The sequence below is a fragment of the Buttiauxella sp. B2 genome, from assembly GCF_006376615.1.
Classification (GTDB): Bacteria; Pseudomonadota; Gammaproteobacteria; order Enterobacterales; family Enterobacteriaceae; genus Buttiauxella.
This window is the reverse complement of the sequence record NZ_VEXQ01000018.1, coordinates 69,226-90,436: the sequence shown is the minus strand read 5'-3', so window position 1 is coordinate 90,436 and position 21,211 is coordinate 69,226. Positions and strand designations below refer to the sequence as shown.

The 21,211-nt window shown below is 50.9% G+C and carries 15 protein-coding genes; 10 read left to right on the top strand and 5 right to left on the bottom strand.

Annotation, left to right across the window (positions count from 1 at the left end; translation table 11 throughout):
• Positions 1-26: 26 nt before the first annotated feature.
• Positions 27-923, bottom strand: a complete 897-nt coding sequence (locus tag FH968_RS17990; RefSeq protein ID WP_139882101.1) for a LysR family transcriptional regulator — start codon at positions 921-923, stop codon at positions 27-29.
• 95 nt (positions 924-1,018) lie between these two features.
• Between FH968_RS17990 and FH968_RS17985 the strand changes: the two genes are divergently transcribed.
• Positions 1,019-1,984 (top strand): NmrA/HSCARG family protein, encoded by a 966-nt coding sequence (locus FH968_RS17985; RefSeq protein ID WP_139882099.1) that lies wholly within the window; start codon positions 1,019-1,021, stop codon positions 1,982-1,984.
• A gap of 22 nt (positions 1,985-2,006) precedes the next feature.
• Here the strand turns inward: FH968_RS17985 and FH968_RS17980 are convergent, their stop codons facing one another.
• Genes FH968_RS17980 through FH968_RS17970 form a run of 3 tightly spaced genes read right to left on the bottom strand, consistent with a single transcriptional unit; the run spans position 2,007 to position 8,455 of the window.
• Entirely contained in the window at positions 2,007-4,157 is a 2,151-nt protein-coding gene (locus FH968_RS17980) for a virulence factor SrfC family protein (RefSeq protein WP_139882097.1), read from the bottom strand.
• Entirely contained in the window at positions 4,154-7,126 is a 2,973-nt protein-coding gene (locus FH968_RS17975; protein ID WP_139882094.1) for a virulence factor SrfB, read from the bottom strand. Before FH968_RS17975 ends, FH968_RS17980 begins: the two co-directional genes overlap by 4 nt.
• Before the next feature lie 3 nt (positions 7,127-7,129).
• The gene (locus tag FH968_RS17970; RefSeq protein ID WP_139882092.1) at positions 7,130-8,455 is read right to left on the bottom strand and encodes an SrfA family protein; all 1,326 of its coding nucleotides are present in this window, start codon (positions 8,453-8,455) and stop codon (positions 7,130-7,132) included.
• Between the two features lie 196 nt (positions 8,456-8,651).
• On the opposite strand from FH968_RS17970, the gene FH968_RS17965 reads away from it, so the two are divergent.
• The 5 genes from FH968_RS17965 (at position 8,652) to FH968_RS17945 (ending at position 12,767) form a co-directional block, all read left to right on the top strand.
• Positions 8,652-9,365, top strand: a complete 714-nt coding sequence (locus FH968_RS17965; protein WP_139882090.1) for a glutamine amidotransferase — start codon at positions 8,652-8,654, stop codon at positions 9,363-9,365.
• Positions 9,366-9,536: 171 nt separating this feature from the next.
• A complete protein-coding gene (locus FH968_RS17960; RefSeq protein WP_139882088.1) occupies positions 9,537-11,135 on the top strand; it encodes an ABC transporter substrate-binding protein in 1,599 nt (532 codons plus the stop codon).
• Between the two features lie 72 nt (positions 11,136-11,207).
• Positions 11,208-11,708, top strand: coding sequence for an N-acetyltransferase (locus FH968_RS17955; RefSeq protein ID WP_139882086.1), 501 nt, complete (start codon positions 11,208-11,210; stop codon positions 11,706-11,708).
• Positions 11,709-11,712: 4 nt separating this feature from the next.
• Complete coding sequence (locus tag FH968_RS17950) at positions 11,713-12,468, top strand: alpha/beta fold hydrolase (protein WP_139882074.1); 756 nt, start codon at positions 11,713-11,715, stop codon at positions 12,466-12,468.
• Between the two features lie 65 nt (positions 12,469-12,533).
• Positions 12,534-12,767: a DUF2526 family protein gene (locus FH968_RS17945; RefSeq protein ID WP_139882072.1), complete on the top strand. Its 234-nt coding sequence runs from the start codon at positions 12,534-12,536 to the stop codon at positions 12,765-12,767.
• A gap of 42 nt (positions 12,768-12,809) precedes the next feature.
• Here FH968_RS17945 and FH968_RS17940 read toward each other — a convergent pair whose 3' ends face one another.
• Positions 12,810-13,481: an MmcQ/YjbR family DNA-binding protein gene (locus FH968_RS17940; RefSeq protein ID WP_139882070.1), complete on the bottom strand. Its 672-nt coding sequence runs from the start codon at positions 13,479-13,481 to the stop codon at positions 12,810-12,812.
• 285 nt (positions 13,482-13,766) lie between these two features.
• Here FH968_RS17940 and atzF point away from each other — a divergent pair, with 285 nt between their 5' ends.
• Genes atzF through urtA form a run of 4 tightly spaced genes read left to right on the top strand, consistent with a single transcriptional unit; the run spans position 13,767 to position 21,194 of the window.
• Positions 13,767-15,563 (top strand): allophanate hydrolase, encoded by a 1,797-nt coding sequence (gene atzF, locus FH968_RS17935; RefSeq protein WP_139882068.1) that lies wholly within the window; start codon positions 13,767-13,769, stop codon positions 15,561-15,563.
• Between the two features lie 9 nt (positions 15,564-15,572).
• A complete protein-coding gene (uca, locus tag FH968_RS17930; RefSeq protein ID WP_139882065.1) occupies positions 15,573-19,193 on the top strand; it encodes an urea carboxylase in 3,621 nt (1,206 codons plus the stop codon).
• 19 nt (positions 19,194-19,212) lie between these two features.
• Positions 19,213-19,893: a GntR family transcriptional regulator gene (locus FH968_RS17925; RefSeq protein ID WP_189389214.1), complete on the top strand. Its 681-nt coding sequence runs from the start codon at positions 19,213-19,215 to the stop codon at positions 19,891-19,893.
• A 29-nt stretch (positions 19,894-19,922) separates the two neighbouring features.
• A complete protein-coding gene (gene urtA / locus FH968_RS17920; RefSeq protein ID WP_139882063.1) occupies positions 19,923-21,194 on the top strand; it encodes an urea ABC transporter substrate-binding protein in 1,272 nt (423 codons plus the stop codon).
• Positions 21,195-21,211: the final 17 nt, after the last annotated feature.

Here is a 21,211-nt window from a genome sequence, read left to right as displayed (position 1 = left end):
CGAGTGTAGTCAGAATTACGGGGCTTTCAAAGTTGTAATTCGACAATTAAGTCTCTAATCCAACGGTGTCCAGCATGCCCATGGCTGCGCTCGTGCCACACCTGGCTTACGTCAAATTGTTCCGCAAGCCAGGGTAGTTCAATCACGGTGAGTTGTTCCGGCTTCACTTGCATTAGCCGCTTTGGAACCAGGCCCACAAGGTCACTCATTGAGACAATTTGAGGAACAAATAAAAATGTTGCGGCTGACATAACGACATTACGTTTATACCCAAACGTTGCTAGTGCGTCGTCTATCGGTGTCGTAAAACTGCCTCCGCCTGGAGAAACAATGACATGTTCGAGCTGGACAAACGTTTCAATAGGCAGGTTTTTTTGCAGCAAAGGATGGCCCCGCCGGCCAATTAATACATACGTCTCATCAAATAAATGGCAGGTTCTTAGATGGGATTTGGAAGCGTCTGGTGCAGCAAGGGCGATATCGACTTCGCCGCTCGCCAACTGTTGCTCATAGAGTGCAGGGTTAAAATGCCGCACAGCAATGCGTACCCCCGGCGCTTTTTTGCGTAGAGCCACAACCAGCGGCATCACGATTGCGGCCTGAGTGTAGTCGGTACACGCAATCGTGACGGTCATATTTGCCCGTTCAGGATAAAAATCCTGGTGTGAATGCAAGGTCTGGCGGAGTTGCTCCAGCGATTCGCGCAGCGGTGCCAACAACTCAAGGGCTTTGGCTGTTGGCGTCATTCCTCGTCTTGCTGGAATTAACAAAGGATCATCAAACATATCCCGCAGACGGTTAAGTTGCGCGCTGACGGCAGGTTGGCTGAGATGCAATCTTGCTGCTGCTTTTGTCACATTTTGTTCCGTGAGCAACGCTTCGAGAGTCAGTAACAGGTTTAAATCGAGCCTCATGGTATCCATCTGATGGATTCCTTAATATAAAATAATCGATTTCTCTTATTGCTCACGGCTGCTGATAATTCAAGCTCAACCTTCAGAACGTCAGGAATAAAACCATGTCAGCGAACAATAAACCCCTTATCGCCGTGGTCGGCGCACTCAGCAAGCAGGGGCGTAGCGTTGTGCGCTCGCTGTTGAAAAGCCAGCACTATGATGTCCGCGCATTAACGCGTCGGATTGATTCCCCCGAAGCCCAGGAGCTTGCGAGTTTAGGCGCGCAACTCATGGCTGTACCGCTGGAGTTAGGGCATAAAGCGGATTTTATTCAGGCGTTTAAAGGAGCACATGGCGTGTTTATGATGACACCCGGTATCACGCCGGAGGCTGTCCACGCTCAAACACACGAAACAGAATTAGGCAAACAGATAGCCGATGCGGCAGTTGAAGCGGGCGTGCAGCATCTTGTTTTCACCAGTCTTGAAAATGTTGATAAAATCACCGAAGGCAAGAAATGGGTTCCGCACTTTACTGATAAAGGCCGGGTCGAGGAATATATCCGCACGCTACCCGTCACTAGCTCCTTCATCTATATGGCATTTTTCTACACCAATCTGCTCGAATATTATCAACCACGCATTAAAGACGACACGTTCGTGTTTCCTGTCTATTTGCCGGAAGATTTTCGTGCGCCTTTTGTTGACCCGCTGACTGCAACCGGTCCGGCAGTTTTAGAGATTTTTAATCATCAGGAAAAATACGCAGGCTGCTCTTTGCCAGTCATCGGTGAAATGATTTCACCCAAAGAGATAGTTGAAACTTTTAGCCGCATTACCGGTAAAAAAGCGATTTATAGCTCAGCAGTAACGCGCCAGGAAATAATGCAACACTTCCCTTCATTTGCGCAGATGGGGGGATTGGTGGAGGAGATTATTGGTATGGCGGAATATGCGGTGGAATATGGTTACTACCGTAAAGATCGCGATTTGCAGTGGAGCCGCCAGGTCAACCCTCACGCTTTGACCTGGGAGCAATTTCTGCAAACGACGGGATGGCAAGGCGAGGGGCATTCATTCGGGTTATAAGTCGGTAATGTCGGATTGTCGTTTACGCTAATCCGACCTGGGAAACCAATAATCCCTGCAAAGCCTCTCTTTGCGCGACGGTCACATCCAACGGATGGCGATAACCGATGTTTTCAACCGCGCGGGTATATAACGCAACCAGCCAGTCATAAACATATAACGTGTTGCCGCGCGTGGGTTGTTCGCCTAAATGAACCAGGCGTGTGCTGGCTGTCGCTTGTTTTTGCGGGGCAAATACCGGTGAGCCTTTGTTTACGCGGCTTGCCGGGCGCAAAGAAGGCTCAATATGTGCGTATCCTAACCAACTGACAAAATCGCCCAGCACCGCGCTAACACAGGAAATTTCCTGCGCCATGCTGCCGTCGCAGTGGCGTAATGCCGATTCCAGTTGTTCAGGTAATTTCAGTCGATAACTGACGACAATCAGCAACTGGCACAGCGCCTGGAGTTGAGTGTTGTCCAGCCCTGAAAGATGAGCGATTTCACGGCGTGTGGCTAACTGGCGTAAATGGTTAATCCACAGCAAATGGACAACGCTTGCAAAACTGTTAGCGGAGCGAGCCTGTGGTTCATTGCTTTCTTCTTCGGCGAACAGGTCGATATCAAGATTAAAATCGGCAGGTTGCTGATGATGAAATTGCTGATAATTCAGCCAGCATTGCTGTAACGCATGGCGTTCCGGAAGCAAGCTGGCAAGTAATTCGCCATGCTGCGCGGCATGGGATTGCAACGCACGCACCAGATCTTCGGCTCTCGAACGCGCGCGTTCTGGTGTGAGGTTTTCTTCTTCGAGAATATGCGCGAAAAGGGCGTTAATCTCGGCATTCAGCGTTGCCTGTAACATTTCAATGCGCAGTGTACGTTGCGCCGGAACCAGCGCATCTGTCAGCCATTCCAGCAGGCGGTGCATATTACGGCTATCGAGTGCTTGTAACGTACCCCACCGTTTACCGGGCAGGCCGATAACGCGTTGCACGCCATCATCCAGATTTGTGCCGTTAAAACGCGCATCGCGTGGGGTAATTGCCCAAATCAAACCGGGAGTCGTGGCATTGCTGGCCTGGGTTTTATCTACCCAACAAGCCAACATTTTACCGGCGGCATTTACTTCGCGACGTTCCGCTACGGCGTTACATACCACCAGTTTGTCTGGTTGCAGACGCTGCGCGTAGTCATCAAGTTGTTGCAGGGGAATATCAATAACATCGACCTGCGCTAACTGCGGTTGCTGGTTTAGCGTTAGCGTGATTTCAGCGCACAGTTGCTGCAAATCCCGCTGTGCAAGACTGACTTGCGTTCCCGGCTGTTGTTTGATTAACGGACAGACCATTACATCAGCGTTCATTTCGGGTTCGTCCGGCTCGCCTGGAATCAGGAATCCCTCAACCGGAAGCAGGAACGTATCCACCAACAGGCTGGCAGGGGCTAAAACCTGGTGGGCATAACCCAGATGATTGAGTGTTTCAGCAAGGTGTTGCCAGCGGGCCGTCATCGTGGCGTTGTCGCCCCACAGCGGTGCGAGTAATAAGGCTTGATCGGCACTGGTCAGCCACGGCAGCAGCTCAGCCATTTGCTGCCATAAGGCGTTATCCAGATGATACTGACGGCGAACCACTTGTTGGTAAGTCTTTGCAATATCAGTCAGTTGTAGCTGTGTCAGCCCCTGCATCGGTTGTGCCTGGCGTTTAGCCTGCAAGTCTTTGAGTTTTGCTGCGATAACGTCTGACTGCGCAAAACGTGCTGCCGATGTGATGTGATACTGGCGAATCATCCGTTGAGCGAGTGCGCTTGCACTGCACAGGGTTAGCAACAACGGGTAATGTTCCGCAGTTGGCTGTTCGCGACGGGTAAAACGTACAGCGACGGTAGGCGCATGACCGGGGTTTATGTGTGTCAGGTAGTCCAACACTTTTCCGCCGAGCGAAATATCAATGCGCCCGTTGTTATCGCCGGTTAGCGTAGCCAGCAAGTGATGTTTGCCCGCGACTGAATGGCCGTATAAACCAATTGTTAGTGGTTGCTCCGCCTGTAAATCGAGTTGTTGCTGGTTGTTCTGAAGTGCGGCTAGTTTTTGCAACAGACCATCAGCTTCGTTATCCACCAGCGGCACAGACTCACGAGTCTGTTGGATCCAGGCGACTAAAGGGTGCAGTGTTGAGGTTATTGGCTTCATTTTTGATACACGCTCCCGCTGTCAATCCAATAATGGCTGGCGCCGCTATAGCTTCCTGCCAGGGTATTTAATTTAAAACTTATCTGGCTGAGTGGTACTTTGCTGCCGTCCTGCAACCACGCTTGCGCCAGCACAAACGCATCGGCTTCACGGGTTTGTTGTAAGCGCACGTTCAGCACGCCTTCACCAGCAATCTCTTTTGCCAGTTGGGCGGAGTTTATCGCCAGGGTGTACAGTGGCGTGGCAGGCCAGCGCGCATCATCAAGCTGGCGGAAACCCAGGCACGCATTGCCGCGTAGTGGGAAATGCAAACGCGTATCAAGCGTGGATTTAGGATCGTCGAGATCGATATCGCGATACCAGACGTTTTTATCAACCAGCGTGTTGTTGCCGTCCAGCATTCCCAGATAGCGCACGGTGGAATAAGCCTGAATGTCGGACGCTTTAAAGTTAAAGCCAGGCAGACGCAAATCCATGGCCAGGCTGCACAACATGGCACCCACAGCAGCAGTCGATTTCGGGTTACCAATGCGCCCTTGTTGGCTAAACGGATACCATTCATGAGTTTGATAGTTATCTAACCAAACGATGCGGTTAACCGGCACCGGTTGTTGATAGCGAAGTAATGCCTGAACGCCAGGCAAACAGCCAGGCCGCCCGGTCACCAACAGCACATCACAACAGTAGTGGTTTATCACTTCGCACAACGCTTGCAGCGGGGCGCTCAGGGTAAATTGCCCGGCGAGCAAGGCTTCCTGTAGCGTTGCTAATTCTACGTGCAACGGCACACTGAACAAATCAAACACAGGTGCATCGGCGGGCAGCGCATGTTGCACCGCTTGCTGAACATAATTAATCACGTTTTGGGTCGGACGTTGGGTCAACAGCTCGCCAATCGTGGCTTCAAGTGTGGCGTGGCGATCATCGGGATCGCTGTTTTCCCAGCACGACAGCACCGCGTGGCCGAGGGGGATAAACAGTTGCAGCGCGGTTTGCTGGCGCAACGTACCACGGGTGTCCATACGCCCGGACTCACCAAACAGCGTGGTCATCAACCCAACGGTGTCGACAACCCCTGCCTGATGAATTTGTGCCTGTAATGCAGGGAGCACACAGCGCTGAATGACATCCAGCAAAATGTCGTCCCCGGCGACCTTAAAGCCTTCGCGGAACAGTAAGCGCGGGGCGATTTTCACATTGCTGCCCACGCCATCATCAAGATGATACTGCGTGATAGCCATGTCGGTTGTGCCGCCGCCGATATCAATGGATGCAACGCGCAGCGTTTTACCTGGCAGTTCATCAGCGGCTAATTTACGGTCTGGGCGGGCGAGGCTGCGGAAGAAATTACCCGTTTGCCCGGCATAATTAACCAGTGCTTCGTTATACAACCACACCAGTTGGCCACAGGTTGCTTCATCCCACTCCATTTGCACGTCGGGCACTGGAACCACGCTACTTTGGAAATCACGCTCGCTGGTAAAACCCTCGTCTGTGGGGTGCCATTCCATGGCTTTCCACACCAGACCAACCGCCTCCTGCATACGCTGGCGGAAGATTTCACGCTCTTGTTTTGGCATGGCAGAAGGGAGTGTGAGGATAAGGTGTCGCAGCTGTCGAGGTGCATTGAGATGGCCCATGCTCTGGCGCGAACCGACGCTGTTAATTTGCATTAGCGCCTGCGCAAGCAGTTCACAAAGCATAAAAGTCATCAGCGAACTACGGCTGTACTGTGGTGAGAACACCGGCAGACGATCTTCCTGTGGCAGCGAGTAAAGCGGTTGCCCATCGTCGTTCATCAGGTTCATTAATGGGAATGCAGTTGCCAGCGGTTCGCGCTGCGTTTTCACACCCATCTGGCTAAAACGCCAGTCCTGGTTTGCCGGAGTTTCATCCCACAGATAACGACGCGGGCTGGAAATACCGCTAGCGCCATCGGTGCCTAATCGGGCTGAAGCCATAGCGCGAGCTTCATGGCCGACACGGGCAATTGACGGCCAGACAAACGCATCATCGCGGCCACTTTCTACTGAAAAATGCTGTTTGCCGAATTTAGCTTCTGAAAACTCGAGGCGGCTGGTGAACATCGCTTCGTTGATGGTTTGTGGTTCGCTAAGCGAGCGAATTTGTAGCTCGGCAGTCTGGCGCAGGCCATCGTTCGCTTCGCCGTGATCTTCGATTAATACGCCGCAAGTGTGGGTGTTGCCCACATCAAGTACCAGATCAACCGGGATTGCGGGTGATTGCAGCGTGGCAGTGACAATTTTCACTTCCGGTACCGAAAGCTGTGCGCCCAGCATCTCGATAATATTGAGATAATGCGCCTGATATTCGAAGCTTTTCAGTGCATTGCTGATTTCACGCTCAGTGCGCGATTCATGGCGCGTAGCGAATTGCGTGAATACTTCGCGTAGCCATCCATCAACCCAGGTTTGATCGATAAAATCGTTAATCTCTTCGTTTTGCCAGGCCAGGGCAAAACGCGCACCGTTACGCACGTCGTTCAGCGTGGGTGCGAGAGGGGCCGCAGGGTTATCCTCAGTGAGAATTTTTGTATCCAGTGCGATAGTCACCCGCACGGTGTTTCCGGCGGGGTCGGGCGTTTCAAGGCAACGAATCTGCACCCGCGCCCAGTTATCCGGGCCGCCAACAAACGTGCGGGGTGGGTTAAAACGCAGGAATGGGACTGGCAACCAGGTTTTATCCAGCAATTTAAGTGAATGACCAAGCGTAATGGTGCTTTCCGGCTTAACCACTTCGGGAGACGCGCCCTGGTCTCCTGGCAGGGTAAATTTCCCTGGCACCACATCATAATCAAGACGTAGCAGCGGGCCGTTCGCCGTTTTACGCACAAAGCGCCCGGTATGTGGAGCGTTGGGCTGCGGAGCAAGACCGAAATCCAGAAACTGAATGCCGCTGTCTTTAATGAGCGTCACGCTCGGCTTATAAGGATACAGAGTGGCAAACATGGATTAATCACTCACTTTTTTAAATGTCACAGGAACCACGGTGTCACCCTCGTAGCGCCCACTGCACTGTGCAACATCGTTCTCGCCCGGTTTGCAGGAGATTTCCGGCAGTGGGTAACGTGAACCATCGCTACAACGCGCATTACCACGGGTTTTTATCAACAACGTGCCGGACTGCATAAGTCCTGAGAACACTTCTGCTTTGCAGACAATATTGTCACCATGCACCAGACGTACATTGCCTTTGTTATTGGTTATTTGATAACGCAGAGTCGGTGGTTTGCCAGTAATTGAATCTTTAATGTTGATTGCCACACGCCAGTTGCCGTTAAGGAATTTTGTGGAACCGGCTTTTAACGCATCAGCAGGTAAAACCAGCGCGCCTTTCGGTACATTAACAGGCGATGTGGTGACGGCAGGAACACGTTCTGGTTCTGGTGCCGGTGGCTCAACCACCAATGCGGGGCTTACCGGAAGCGTGGAAACATGGGTGGTAGGCTCTGCCTGAATCACCGCCGGAGAAATCGGCTGCGGTTTAACTTCAACAAGCGCCTGGGCTAAAGGTTCTGCGTGCGGTGCCGATACCAGGTAATAAGCAAGTGGGGCGGCGATGCAGGCAACAATGGCCGCAGCGACAGGCAATAGCCAACGCTTAGGTTTTTTCACCGGCTTAATTTCAGGCGCGGCTTCCGGAGTGGGCTCTTGCAATTCTGGCAATTCGATTTGCGGCGCAGCAGGAATTTTCGGGGCGATAGAATAAAGTGGCTCATCCGGCTCGCTTAACAGTACCACTGGTGGAGTGGCAGGAGGCGGCTCAGGAATAAACTCGATAACCGGTTCGTGTTCTTCGGTTATGCGCAGGCAATCCAGCGGTGAGGGATGGGCGCTACTGTTCAGGTTCACAAAACCCCAAAAAGTGAGCACCGGTTTGCCATCCACCAGATACACATGCTGGCTACCAGGAAACTGCAACGCATTGGCGAGTAACGAACCAAAAAGCTGAATGGCCGTTTTTTCTGTCTGCTGGCAACGCTGAATTAATGAAGCGACGTTCGCCTGGCAATTATCAAGATAGCGCAGGGCTTTTTTACGTTGTTCATCACTTGCTGCAGCCCAGCTGACTACCATGCCTTCAAATGGCGCGTACCAGTCAACCCTGTCGCCTTCATCGTTTGGTTGAGGGATAGCCAGGCTATCGACGACCGCCTGCTGTTTGCGTAAACGTAATGTTTCACGAATTTGTAGCGCTGAGTCGAACACCGTCTGCCCGTTTTCGCCTAGCGAAAGGAAGTCATCAAGGCACCCGCTGCGCAATAATGTTTTTGCCACGTCATTAATCCTGCTGTTTCCGGCTCAGCATGAGCCATCTTCACGCTTGCCATTTTACTGACTCTTTAGGCAAGTAAACGGCAGAAGAGGCGGCACTTTTTTCCAATTATCGACGGATTGCACTTAAGTCTTTGGGGCGGGCGGCGATTCTATGCTACTGATTAGGCTTATCCAAAATTCTGGGGGCGTTCAATAAATGTCAGAGAAATTGCCTTTATTACTGGTACAAATGGGCCATCCACCCAAGGATATTCGTATTGCTGTCGGTGAACAGCCGCAGTGGTTTAACGCAGCACTGGGTGATGTTGGCTTGATTAAAGTAGTGTGCCCGTTTGAAGGTGAGCCGCTACCTGCTGCCGGAACCTTTAGCGGTGCGATAATTACGGGTTCGTGGGCGATGGTTACCGATCATGAAGAATGGAGTGAGCGTACCGCCGAATGGACGCGTGAAATTATTCAGGCGGGGATTCCGCTGCTCGGTGTTTGTTATGGACATCAACTCATGGCGTATGCGCTGGGCGGCAGGGTGGATTACCACCCGCAGGGGAGCGAAGTGGGGCAGATTGCGGTCACGCTAAATACAATGGCGCAAAACGACCCGTTTTTTAGCCGTCTATCGAATACCTTCGAAGCATTTTTAAGTCACGAACAAAGCGTGCTTACACTACCGCCAGGTGCCGTGGTGCTTGGTGCATCCAGCCACGATCCTCATCAGATAATCCGCTATTCGCCAACGGCGTTTTCGGTGCAATTTCATCCGGAATTTAATGCCCCAGTGATGAATAAAATCATTACCAGTCGCAGCGAAAGGGCGGCGATGAAAGGCAAAGACCACGACGTGTTGTTGGCGAAAGTGACTGATACACCAGAAGCACGTTCAATTTTGCAGCGGTTTGTTGCGTTATTGTAAATGCTAATGGTGGGGTATTGTGCTGTTAATGACGTAAAACTACACAAATTTCGCTGTTATTGAATAACTTGAGAGCCTTTTGTTATTTGCCTGAAAAGATGGGCTGTGCTGTTATTAATGCTGAAAATAATAACTTCACTTTTCATTTGGCAAGCATAAAAAGGCAAAAATATGTCGACAGGGAAAACGCTTCTCGCGCTGCTGCTCAGTAGCTTGTTACCCGCAACAGCTGCATTCGCCGCCGCGAATAACACACTGGTTTACTGTTCCGAAGCCTCACCAGAATCCTTCAACCCGCAAATCGCCAGCTCCGGTCCCACCTTCGTTGCGAGTTCACAAACACTGTATAACCGCCTGGTGGAATTCCGTCCAAACGATAACTTACCGGTGCCATCGCTGGCAACCGCGTGGGAAATTAGCCCAGATGGTAAAACGTATACCTTTACCCTGCGTAAAGGCGTGAAATTCAACAGCAATAAAGTGTTTAAACCGACGCGTGATTTTAATGCCGATGACGTTGTTTTCTCGGTGATGCGCCAAAAAGACCCAAAAAACCCGTATCACAACGTGTCGCAGGCGAGTTATGAATACTTCAATGACGTTGGGCTGGATAAGCTTATCACCGACGTTAAAAAGCTGGATGATTACCATGTCCAGTTTACCCTGAGCGAGCCGAACGCTGCGTTCCTGGCCGACTGGGGAATGGATTTTGCTTCGATTCTTTCGGCGCAATACGCCGATGCCATGCTAAAAGCAGGTACGCCAGAAAAAGTGGATACCGCACCTATCGGCACCGGTCCATACGCGTTGCAGGAATACAAAGTCGATTCGTTAATTCGTTATGTGGCGAACCCGAATTACTGGAATGGCGAAGTGCCAACCAAACACCTGATTTTCTCTATTACGCCAAACGTGCAGACTCGTATGGCAAAATTACAGAAAAACGAATGCCAGATTATCCCCGCACCTGCACCGGTACAGTTTGAAGCCATAAAATCCAACAAAGACCTCCAGTTGCATACCGTTGATGGGCTGAACGTCGGCTATCTGGCGTTTAACACCACCAAAAAACCTTTTGATAATGTACTGGTTCGCCAGGCGCTGAACTACGCCGTGGATAAGCAAGCCATCATCAATGCGGTATTTATGGGTTCCGGCACGGTAGCAAAATCACCGATTCCACCAGCCATGATGGGCTTTGATAAAAACCTGAAAGATCGCAGCTATGATCCTGAAAAAGCGAAAGCGTTGCTTAAGCAGGCAGGGCTAGAAAAGGGCTTCGATACTGATTTGTGGTCAATGCCGGTGCAGCGCCCGTATAACCCGAATTCAAAACGTATCGCCGAAATGATTCAAAACGACTGGGCGAAGGTGGGCGTTAACGCAAAAATCGTCACCTATGAGTGGGGCGAGTATTTGTCCGGTATGCGTAAAGGCGAACACTCATCCGCGCTATTTGGCTGGATGAGCGACAACGGTGATCCGGATAACTTCGCCGATACATTGCTCGGCTGTGGCAGCATTCAAAGTGGCTCGAACGCCGCCCGCTGGTGCGATAAGCAATACGATGCACTGACGCAAAAAGCGAAACTGACCAGCGACCCGGCAGCGCGCGCCAAACTCTATGAGCAGGCGCAAGAAGTGTTTTATCAACAAGCACCGTGGATACCACTGGCTAACGGTAAAACCTTCTACGCAACTCGCAGTAATGTGACGGGTTATAGCGTCAGCCTTAATGGCAGCGATTTCTCGAAAGCGAAATTGAATTAATCTCGACTGACGCTTCCTGATTTGGGATGCGTCATATTTTGGACTCGGCAAATACACGAACAAGGATGAAAAATGGTTACGTTCAGGTCTATGTTAAGCAATGAATTTTTGGCCTTTGTTGATTACTTCGTTACGGATTATGCAAGTGAGATAACCAGTAATTATCGACTATCGGAAACGGATGCTTTGCTACAAGCTCGTCGTGAGACAGAGGCAAGTTTTCCTGATGGTGAAAAGAGTGCCGGCCAGGTTGTGTTATGCATTACACAAACCCACTTGGGTGAAGAACAGCATATTGGCTATCTATGGTATAAGCCGGACTCAGAACTAAAATCCGTTTACATCAACGACTTTTATCTCTTTCCCAAATTTCGCGGCCTGGGACTGGGTAGTGAGGCGATGAAATATTTGGAAGAGCGGCTAATTCAGGAAGGCTATAACCAGATCAAACTTCGGGTGGCTGCTGATAACCAGAGAGCCAGACAAGTCTATGAAACTAACGGTTTTGCTGTCACCGGTATCAATATGAATAAAATATTGGTTGTATCGTCCCATCCTCGTTCTGAAGATTAATAATATGGAATCGTTTTTCTCCGTTATAGCAAACTGCCGCGTTCGCTGGCTGGATCTGCCCGGAACAGGCATACCGTTGGTCTTTGTGCATGGTATTGGCTGCGCATCGTCCTATGAATATCCGCGAGTCGTAACCGATAAAAACTTTGCCGGACGACGAGCTATTCTTATCGACCTCCCAGGTTTCGGATACAGCGAAAAGCCAAAGGATTATTGCTATTCGATAACCGAACAGGCGCAGGTGATTACCGAACTTATCTCACATCTAAAATTAGAGAAGTTCTTTATCTACGGCCATAGCATGGGCGGAAGTATTAGTATTGAGGCGGTGAAATTATTTGGGGGAGGCCTGTGCGGGCTGGTTGTATCGGAACCGAATTTTCACCCAGGCGGTGGGTTCTTTAGCCGACAAATTTGCAGCACCAGCGAGGCGGATTATGTCTCAACCGTTCATCATTCAATGGTCAGTGATGAAAGTGGCCCGTGGGCGGGAAGTTTAGCTGTTGCAGCCCCGTGGGCTGTCTGGCGAGGGGCTGATAGCCTGATAAAAGGTAATAGTTGGCTAGATATTTTTGCAGCGTTACGAAAACCGAAAGCACTAATATTTGGTGAGGAATCGTTACCTGATAGCGACTTCGAGCAAATTAAAGCCCTGAACATTACGACAGAAGTCTTGTCAGACTGTGGGCATTCTATGTCATGGGAAAACCCTTCAGCGTTAGCTAAAGCTTTAGATACATTTTGCCAAAAGTACGAATGAATAATTTGATTCATTACCACGTACAAAAAGGTTAGGGTGTCGGTATGAATTGTAAGGAGAAAGCTATGGCACATCTTGAAGACGTTATTGCCCGCGTAGATGCGAAGGTGACTGAAAATGTTATCGAACATATGAATGAATTATTGATTGAGCTTAGCGATGATACCGAACTAAGCCGCGAAGATCGTTTTGCACAGCAGCAGCGTTTGCGTATCGCCATTGCGCAGAAAGGTCATCATCATAAAGCAGAAGCTGAGCAGCGCCGTGAAGATTTAACTAAAGGCGGCAGTATTATTTAAGTTTTATCACGGTAACTCACCCGACTGTTGGCGGGTGAGTCATTATTTATCTGCCAGTATGAAACTCTCATCAATTCTCATAAAGATCTCCTCAACCGGTACCGATCCATCCAGACGTAGGGTAATCCAGTGTTTTTTATTCATATGAAAACCCGGGAAGTATTTTTCCCCATCGACGAGTTGAGTAATGTTGTCCGGATGCATTCTTAAATCGAGTATTTCAATGCGGTCATTACCTTTCAGGCCTAATTTTTGATTCTCCACTGTTAAAATTGCACCGTACCACTTGGCATTATCTTTACGTCGGAAAATGGCGTTATCAGGGAAGCGTGGCCATAAAAATTCCAGCTCATCGCCATATTTATTTTTAATGTACTGAATGACTTGCCGGGTAATGTGGCACTTGAAAACATCTGGAACGAAACACTTATGCGCAATCTCAAGGAGCACTTTATCGTGTTGCGCGCGAATCGTTGCGAGGAACGATCCTGTTGCAGCCGCGACACGGTGGAGCACATAGTCTTCACCAGTTGGTTTATCCACCACCGTTGTTGAAACCTCTCCTTGTGGAGTCACCGTTACTGTCATGGTGAACTGATTTTCAATCAGATCAACTGTGTATGTGTAGTTGCTTTCATTTTTCTGGAATCCAAAATCGATTAACTTCTGAATATCCACTTTAGAACGACTAAATAAATCAGGAATTTCTTTCATATTATTTCTTGTCTCGTATGAACATGAAAATGCAGAGAGTTTAATTATTCACTATCCTACCACACACCTTCTGTAGCAATAAGAATTACTTATACTTAAATAATTAATGCCCCATGATGATTCATGACCTGATGTTAATTACGTAGTTACGCGCTGTTATAGTGCGAATGTTTTATCGCACAGACCAGTAATTCATATAATATTGTTTATAATTAATAACTTAAAAAACTGGCACAATAACTGCTTTATTCATCTCATCTTGTATACCAGATGGGATTCCAGTCTATGTCAGCGTCAACGATTTCTGAATGGGTGGCATTTTATTGCCAGCAACCGCAGCAGCTGGGCATGGCTTTCCAGACGCTATGCGATAACATCTCACAGGAAGATAATGCCTGGATTTATATTGCGACCAATGATGAAATTTACGCGCAATTAACCACAATTTTTCAGTCTATTAATTCGGGTGAAAAACAAGCGAGTGAGTTTCCTTTATTAGGCGTGCCATTTGCAGTCAAAGATAATATTGACGTTGCCGGAATGCCCACCAGTGCGGGATGTCCTGCTTTTACTTATCAGCCCACCAAAGATGCGACGGTAATTGCCCGCCTGAAAGCCGCGGGTGCGATTGTTGTTGGCAAAACTAACCTCGATCAGTTTGCAACCGGGCTTGTCGGTACGCGTTCGCCATTTGGTGCGGTCAAAAATACCTTCAATCCTGAATATGTGAGCGGCGGTTCAAGTTCGGGATCGGCATCGGTGGTGGCTCGCGGGCTGGTTTGTTTCTCGCTGGGAACGGATACCGCGGGTTCCGGGCGCGTACCTGCGGGTTTTAACAATATTGTTGGCCTGAAACCCACAAAAGGCTGGATTTCCACCTCCGGCGTGGTGCCAGCCTGTCGTCTGAATGACTGTGTTTCGATATTCGCCTTAACTGTTGAAGACGCAGAAACAGTGGCAGCTATTGCGGGTGGCTACGATCCACAAGATCCGTACTCACGGACAAACCCGCAAACTGCTCCGGCACGCTTTAGTCAAAATCTGCGCTTTGCCATCCCTGACCAACTTGAGTTTTTTGGCGATAGCCAGAGCGAAGCGGCTTTTGGCAAAACTCTGGAACGTTTGCAGCAGCAGAGCATTGAGCTGGTACCGATTGATTTTAGTGCCTTTAACCAACTTGCAGAACAGTTGTATTACGGTGCGTGGGTGGCAGAGCGCACCGTCGCAGTGGGTGAAATTTTCAAAGCTCAGCCTGAAGCAATGGACCCAACCGTGCGCGGTATTGTGGCAAACGGCCTGAACTACACGGCGTGTGACGCCTGGCAGGCAGAATACACGCGAGCTGAACTGGCACAAAAAATCAATGCGCAGCTTGGCGATTTCGACGCGCTGGTGGTTCCCACGTCGCCGACTATTCACACTCTTGCTGACATGGCCGAGGAACCGGTGCGATATAACTCGCAGTTTGGCACTTACACAAATTTCACTAATTTGGCCGATCTGAGTGCGCTGGCGTTGCCGGGTGATTTCCGTGAAGACGGCTTACCCGCGGGCATCACGCTTATTGCCCCAGCATGGCATGACCAGGCACTGAGCCACTTTGGTAAAAGCTGGCAGCAGACGCTGAACTTACCGCTGGGTGCTACTGATAAAACTCTTCCTGCGATCAACACCGCAAAAACTTCAGCTAATCACGTTCGCGTTGCAGTGGTGGGCGCACATCTGCGCGGTATGCCGCTAAACCACCAGCTCACCACGCGTAATGCGGTATTCATCGAAGAATCCCGCACCACAGCAAATTACCGACTTTATGCACTAGCCAATACGCAACCGCCAAAACCGGGTCTTGTCCGTAGCAGCGAAGGGCAGCCGATTGCCGTTGAATTGTGGGATATCCCACTGGCGCGTTTTGGTGAGTTTGTTGCGCAGATCCCGGCACCGCTTGGGATTGGCACGTTGACGCTTGAGAACGGTACCTGCGTGAAAGGGTTTATTTGTGAACCCGTTGCACTCATGGACGCCACGGATATCACCGCGTGGGGCGGCTGGAAAGCCTGGCTTGCCCGTCACCACAGCGCCTGAGGAGGAATTATGCTTAGTTCTGTATTGATAGCAAACCGCGGTGAAATTGCCGTTCGCGCAATGAAAACACTGAAGAAAATGGGTATCGCAAGCGTTGCGGTTTACTCCGACCCCGACGCCAATGCCCAGCACGTGATGGATGCGGATATCGCCATTGCGCTGGGTGGCGAAAAGGCGGCTGAAAGCTATCTCGTCATCGAAAAAATCATTGCGGCGGCAAAAGCCAGCGGTGCGCAGGCGATTTTTCCAGGCTATGGATTTTTGTCTGAACGCGCCGAGTTTGCTCAGGCTTGCGAAGATAACGGCCTGGTGTTTATTGGCCCAACCGCTGAGCAAATCCGTGATTTCGGCCTGAAACATTGCGCTCGCGAACTGGCTTTTAAAGCAGGTGTGCCGATGACGCCAGGAACCGGGTTGTTGCAAACGCTTAAAGAAGCACAACTCGCCGCAGCGGAAATTGGTTATCCGGTCATGCTGAAAACGACTGCGGGTGGTGGTGGGATCGGGTTAACTCGCTGTGACGATGAAGCGAGTTTGATTGAAGCCTGGTCAAGCGTAAAACGCATGGGCCAGCAGTTTTTCAGCGATGATGGCGTGTTTATCGAACGTTTTGTCGACCGCGCTCGCCATCTCGAAGTGCAGATTTTTGGTGATGGCAAAGGCAAAGTGGTGGCGTTAGGGGAACGCGACTGTTCACTGCAACGCCGCAACCAAAAAGTGGTTGAAGAAACGCCTGCACCAAACTTGCCGCAGGCCACACGCCTTGCCATTCATGCTGCTGCAGTGGCGCTGGGTGAATCGGTGAACTACCGCAGCGCGGGTACGGTTGAATTTATTTACGATGCCGCACGCGATGCGTTCTATTTCCTTGAAGTGAATACCCGTTTGCAGGTGGAACACCCGGTTACCGAAATGGTCACGGGTGTGGATCTTATTGAGTGCATGATAAATGTTGCCTCGGGCGTCACGCTTGACTGGCATCGTATGGCACAGCCGCCGAAAGGCGCATCGATTGAAGTGCGAATTTATGCTGAAGACGCGCTGAAAAACTTTATGCCTTGCCCTGGTGTTTTGACCGATGTTTTCTTCCCAGACAATGTGCGCGTCGATGGTTGGGTCAGCACCGGCAGTGAAGTCAGCACATTCTATGATCCGATGATCGCAAAAGTGATCGTTTACGGTGACGATCGCCAGCAGGCGTTAAGTAAACTGAACACGGCACTCGCTGCTACGCGTTTGCACGGCATCGCTACCAATCTGGATTATCTGCGCCAAATCGTACAACTGGCGGAATTTAAAGCCGGAGTAATGTGGACGCGTCTGCTCGATAGCGTCGTTTACGAGGCGCACGCCATTGAAGTGCTTGAACCCGGCACCTGGAGCAGCGTGCAAGATAGCCCTGGCCGCCTCGGTTATTGGGATATCGGCGTGCCTCCATCCGGGCCAATGGATGATTTTGCGTTCCGCCTGGCAAACCGCATTGTCGGCAACCATCCGTCTGCTGCAGGTCTGGAATTTACCCTTCAAGGGCCAACGTTGTGTTTTCATAGTGCGGCAACCATCGCATTAACGGGTGCCGAATGCCCGGCGACGCTTGATGATGAAACCGTTCCATACTGGCAGCCCGTTATCGTAAAAGCGGGGCAGACGTTGAAACTAGGCCGCGCCACTTCCGGTTGTCGCACTTATCTGGCTGTGCGCAATGGGATAGACGTGCCGGTTTATCTTGGTAGTCGTTCGACGTTTGCGCTCGGGCAGTTTGGTGGACATGCCGGGCGCACCTTGCGCGTGGCGGATGTGTTGGCAATCTCCCAGCCTTGTTTACCCGCCTGTACCACGCCCGCACCGATTTCACTGCCGCAAACACCGGAACCTGCTGTTATCCCGCAGTACAGCGATTTGTGGGAAATTGGCGTGTTGTACGGCCCACATGGCGCACCAGATTTCTTTACTCCTGAATCCATGCAGATTTTCTTTGATGCCGAGTGGCAGGTTCATTACAACTCAAACCGTCTTGGTGTGCGTTTAGTTGGCCCAAAACCCGAGTGGACACGTGCTGACGGCGGTGAAGCGGGGTTGCATCCTTCCAATGTTCACGATTGTGAATATGCCATTGGGGCGGTGAATTTTACCGGTGACTTCCCGGTTATTCTGACGCGTGACGGCCCAAGCCTGGGTGGGTTTGTTTGCCCGGTCACCATTGCCAGGGCCGAGTTGTGGAAAGTAGGGCAAGTGAAACCCGGCGACCGGATCCGTTTCCACGCGATTACCTTTGAACACGCACAATCGCTGGAAATTGCGCAGGAGGTGGCGGTGACCAACCTTCTACATGTTTTAACGCTGCCAGATTTGCATCCGTCGATTACACCCACCACCACCTCGAGTGCGGCAATTCTTGCCGAACTCGACCAACAGGACGGTTTACCTGCGGTGGTTTATCGCCAGGCAGGTGACAACTATGTGCTGATTGAGTACGGCGACAACGTGCTGGATTTGGCACTGCGCCTGCGTATTTATCTGCTGATGAAAGCCATCAAAAAAACCGGGATCTCCGGCATTGAGGAGCTTTCACCGGGTGTGCGTTCACTGCAAGTGCGCTACGACAGCCAACATATTTCCCAATCACAACTGCTGACGTTATTGCTCGGTCTGGAAAAACAGCTTGGCGATGTCAGCCAACTCAAAATTCCATCGCGCATCGTACATTTACCGATGGCCTTTGAAGACAGTGCCACATTGGCCGCCGTAGAACGTTACCAAGAAACCGTGCGTGCCGATGCGCCATGGCTGCCCAATAACGTTGATTTTATCCAGCGCACCAATGGCCTGACGCATCGCGATGAAGTGAAACAGATAATCTTCGACGCCAGCTATTTGATTCTTGGGCTAGGGGATGTCTACCTCGGCGCACCGTGCGCTGTGCCTCTGGATCCGCGCCACCGCTTACTTAGCTCTAAATACAATCCGGCCCGTACCTGGACTGCCGAAGGCACCGTCGGGATCGGCGGTATGTATATGTGCATTTACGGCATGGATTCACCCGGCGGATACCAGCTTGTCGGGCGCACAGTGCCTATCTGGAACAAATTCCTCAAGAACGCCCAGTTTGGTGACGAGCCGTGGTTGCTGAAGTTCTTCGACCAGGTGCGTTTCTATCCGGTGACAGAAGATGAGTTGACCGAGTTTCGCACCGCATTCCGCGAAGGGCGGGCACAAGTTCGCGTTGAGGAAGTGGAGTTTGATTTCGCTGAGTATCAACAGTTCCTTGATGAAAATGAGACTGACATTTCTGATTTCCGTAACCGTCAGAAACGGGCGTTTGATAGCGAAGTAGCGCACTGGAAAGAACAGGAAAATGCCGCCGTTGAGAGTGCAATGCTGGCGGAACAAGAGGTGATTGAAGATCAGGAAGGCCATCTGGTGAGCGCTGATCTGAACGGCAATATCTGGAAGATTCTCGTCGAACCCGGGCAGGCCGTGAAACAGGGTGAGCCGCTAATTGTGGTGGAAGCCATGAAGATGGAACTGATGGTCGCCGCACCTTGCGACGGCACCGTTATTCGCATCAGTTGCCAGCAGGGACGCCCGGTGGGGCCTGGGGATGCGCTGCTGTGGTTGGATGCAGTGTGATGGATGGGAGGGCAAACCGATGCCAATAAAAAACACCGGTATCGCCGAACGCATTTACCACCGACTCAAGCAGGAGATTTTCGATTTCCAGTTGCTTCCTGGCGATCGTTTTAGCGAAAACGATATTGCCCAGCGCTGTGCAGCAAGCCGGACACCCGTGCGCCAGGCGCTGTATGCACTGGAACAGGAAGGTTATGTCGAAGTGCAGCCGCGCAGTGGCTGGCAGATAAAAGCTATCGATTTCGACCATCTCGAATCGCTTTACGATCTGCGCATTGTGCTTGAACTCGAAGCCGTAAAACGGTTGTGCGCGTTACCTGCGGAAGTCTGCCCACTGCCATTACAGACACTAAAGCAGTTCTGGATTGATGCACCGCAACTGCCAGATGGCGCGGAAGTCGCAAGCCACGATGAGGTTTTCCATATGACGCTGGTTGAGGCCACGAGAAACCCAGAAATGGCACGGGTCCATCGTGAAATCACAGAAAAGATTCGTATTGTGCGGCGGCTGGATTTTACCCAACGCCCGCGCGTCAGTGCCACGTATCTCGAGCATGGACAGATCTTGCTCGCCATTTTGAACCGTCAACTTCTGGAGGCGCAAACCCGCTTACACGACCATATCGCCGCAAGTCAGCAAGAGGTTCGTCAAATTACTCTCCATATGCTTCATCAGGCGAAGCATGGGGTTATTCGTTAATTCAGACTTAGTTTTGGAGTACACACACTATGCAACGTCGCACCTTTATTAAAGCTTTCGCACTTTCAGCGTCAGTTGTCAGCATGGGTTTGGCCTTCAGCGCGCAGGCCGCCGACACCATCAAAGTGGGCATCATGCACTCGTTGTCCGGCACTATGGCTATCTCTGAAACGCCACTAAAAGACGTGGCGTTGATGACTATTGCTGACATTAACGCCAAAGGCGGCGTGTTGGGGAAACAGCTCGAACCGGTAGTGGTTGATCCCGCATCTAACTGGCCGTTGTTCGCTGAAAAAGCGCGCCAGTTGTTAAGCCAGGATAAAGCGGCGGTGGTGTTTGGCTGTTGGACATCGGTTTCGCGTAAGTCTGTATTGCCAGTGTTTGAAGAATTGAACGGGCTGCTGTTCTATCCGGTGCAATACGAAGGTGAAGAGATGTCGCCAAACGTGTTTTACACCGGTGCGGCACCCAACCAGCAGGCGATTCCGGCGGTTGAATACCTGATGAGCGAAGACGGAGGGGCGGCGAAACGCTACTTCTTGCTGGGTACGGATTATGTTTATCCGCGCACCACCAACAAGATTCTGCGTGCGTTTCTGCATTCCAAAGGGGTGCAGGATAAAGATATTGAAGAAGTTTATACCCCGTTTGGTTACAGCGATTACCAGACCATTGTTGCCAATATCAAGAAATTTTCTGCGGGTGGCAAAACGGCGGTGATCTCAACGATCAATGGCGATTCCAACGTGCCGTTCTACAAGGAACTGGCAAACCAGGGCCTAAAAGCGACTGATGTTCCGGTCGTCGCGTTCTCAGTAGGCGAAGAAGAACTGCGCGGTATCGATACCAAACCATTGGTGGGTAACCTGGCGGCGTGGAACTACTTCGAGTCAGTCGATAACCCAACCAACAAAGCGTTTGTCGCCGAATGGAAAGCCTATGCCAAAGCGCACAAGTTGCCCAATGCTGACACCGTGGTAACTAACGACCCAATGGAAGCGACTTATGTCGGTATTCATATGTGGGCGCAAGCGGTAGAAAAAGCAGGAACGACAGATGTCGACAAAGTGCGTGAGGCAATGGCGGGCCAAACCTATAAAGCGCCGTCTGGTTTTACGCTGACCATGGATGCCACCAACCACCATCTGCATAAACCGGTGATGATTGGCGAAATCGAAGGTAACGGCCAGTTCAACGTGGTGTGGCAGACCGACCAACCTGTTCGTGCGCAGCCATGGAGCCCGTTCATTGCAGGTAATGATAAGAAGCCTGAAGAGCCTGTAAAGATGGTTAGCAACTAAAACTGCCGGCTCACTCT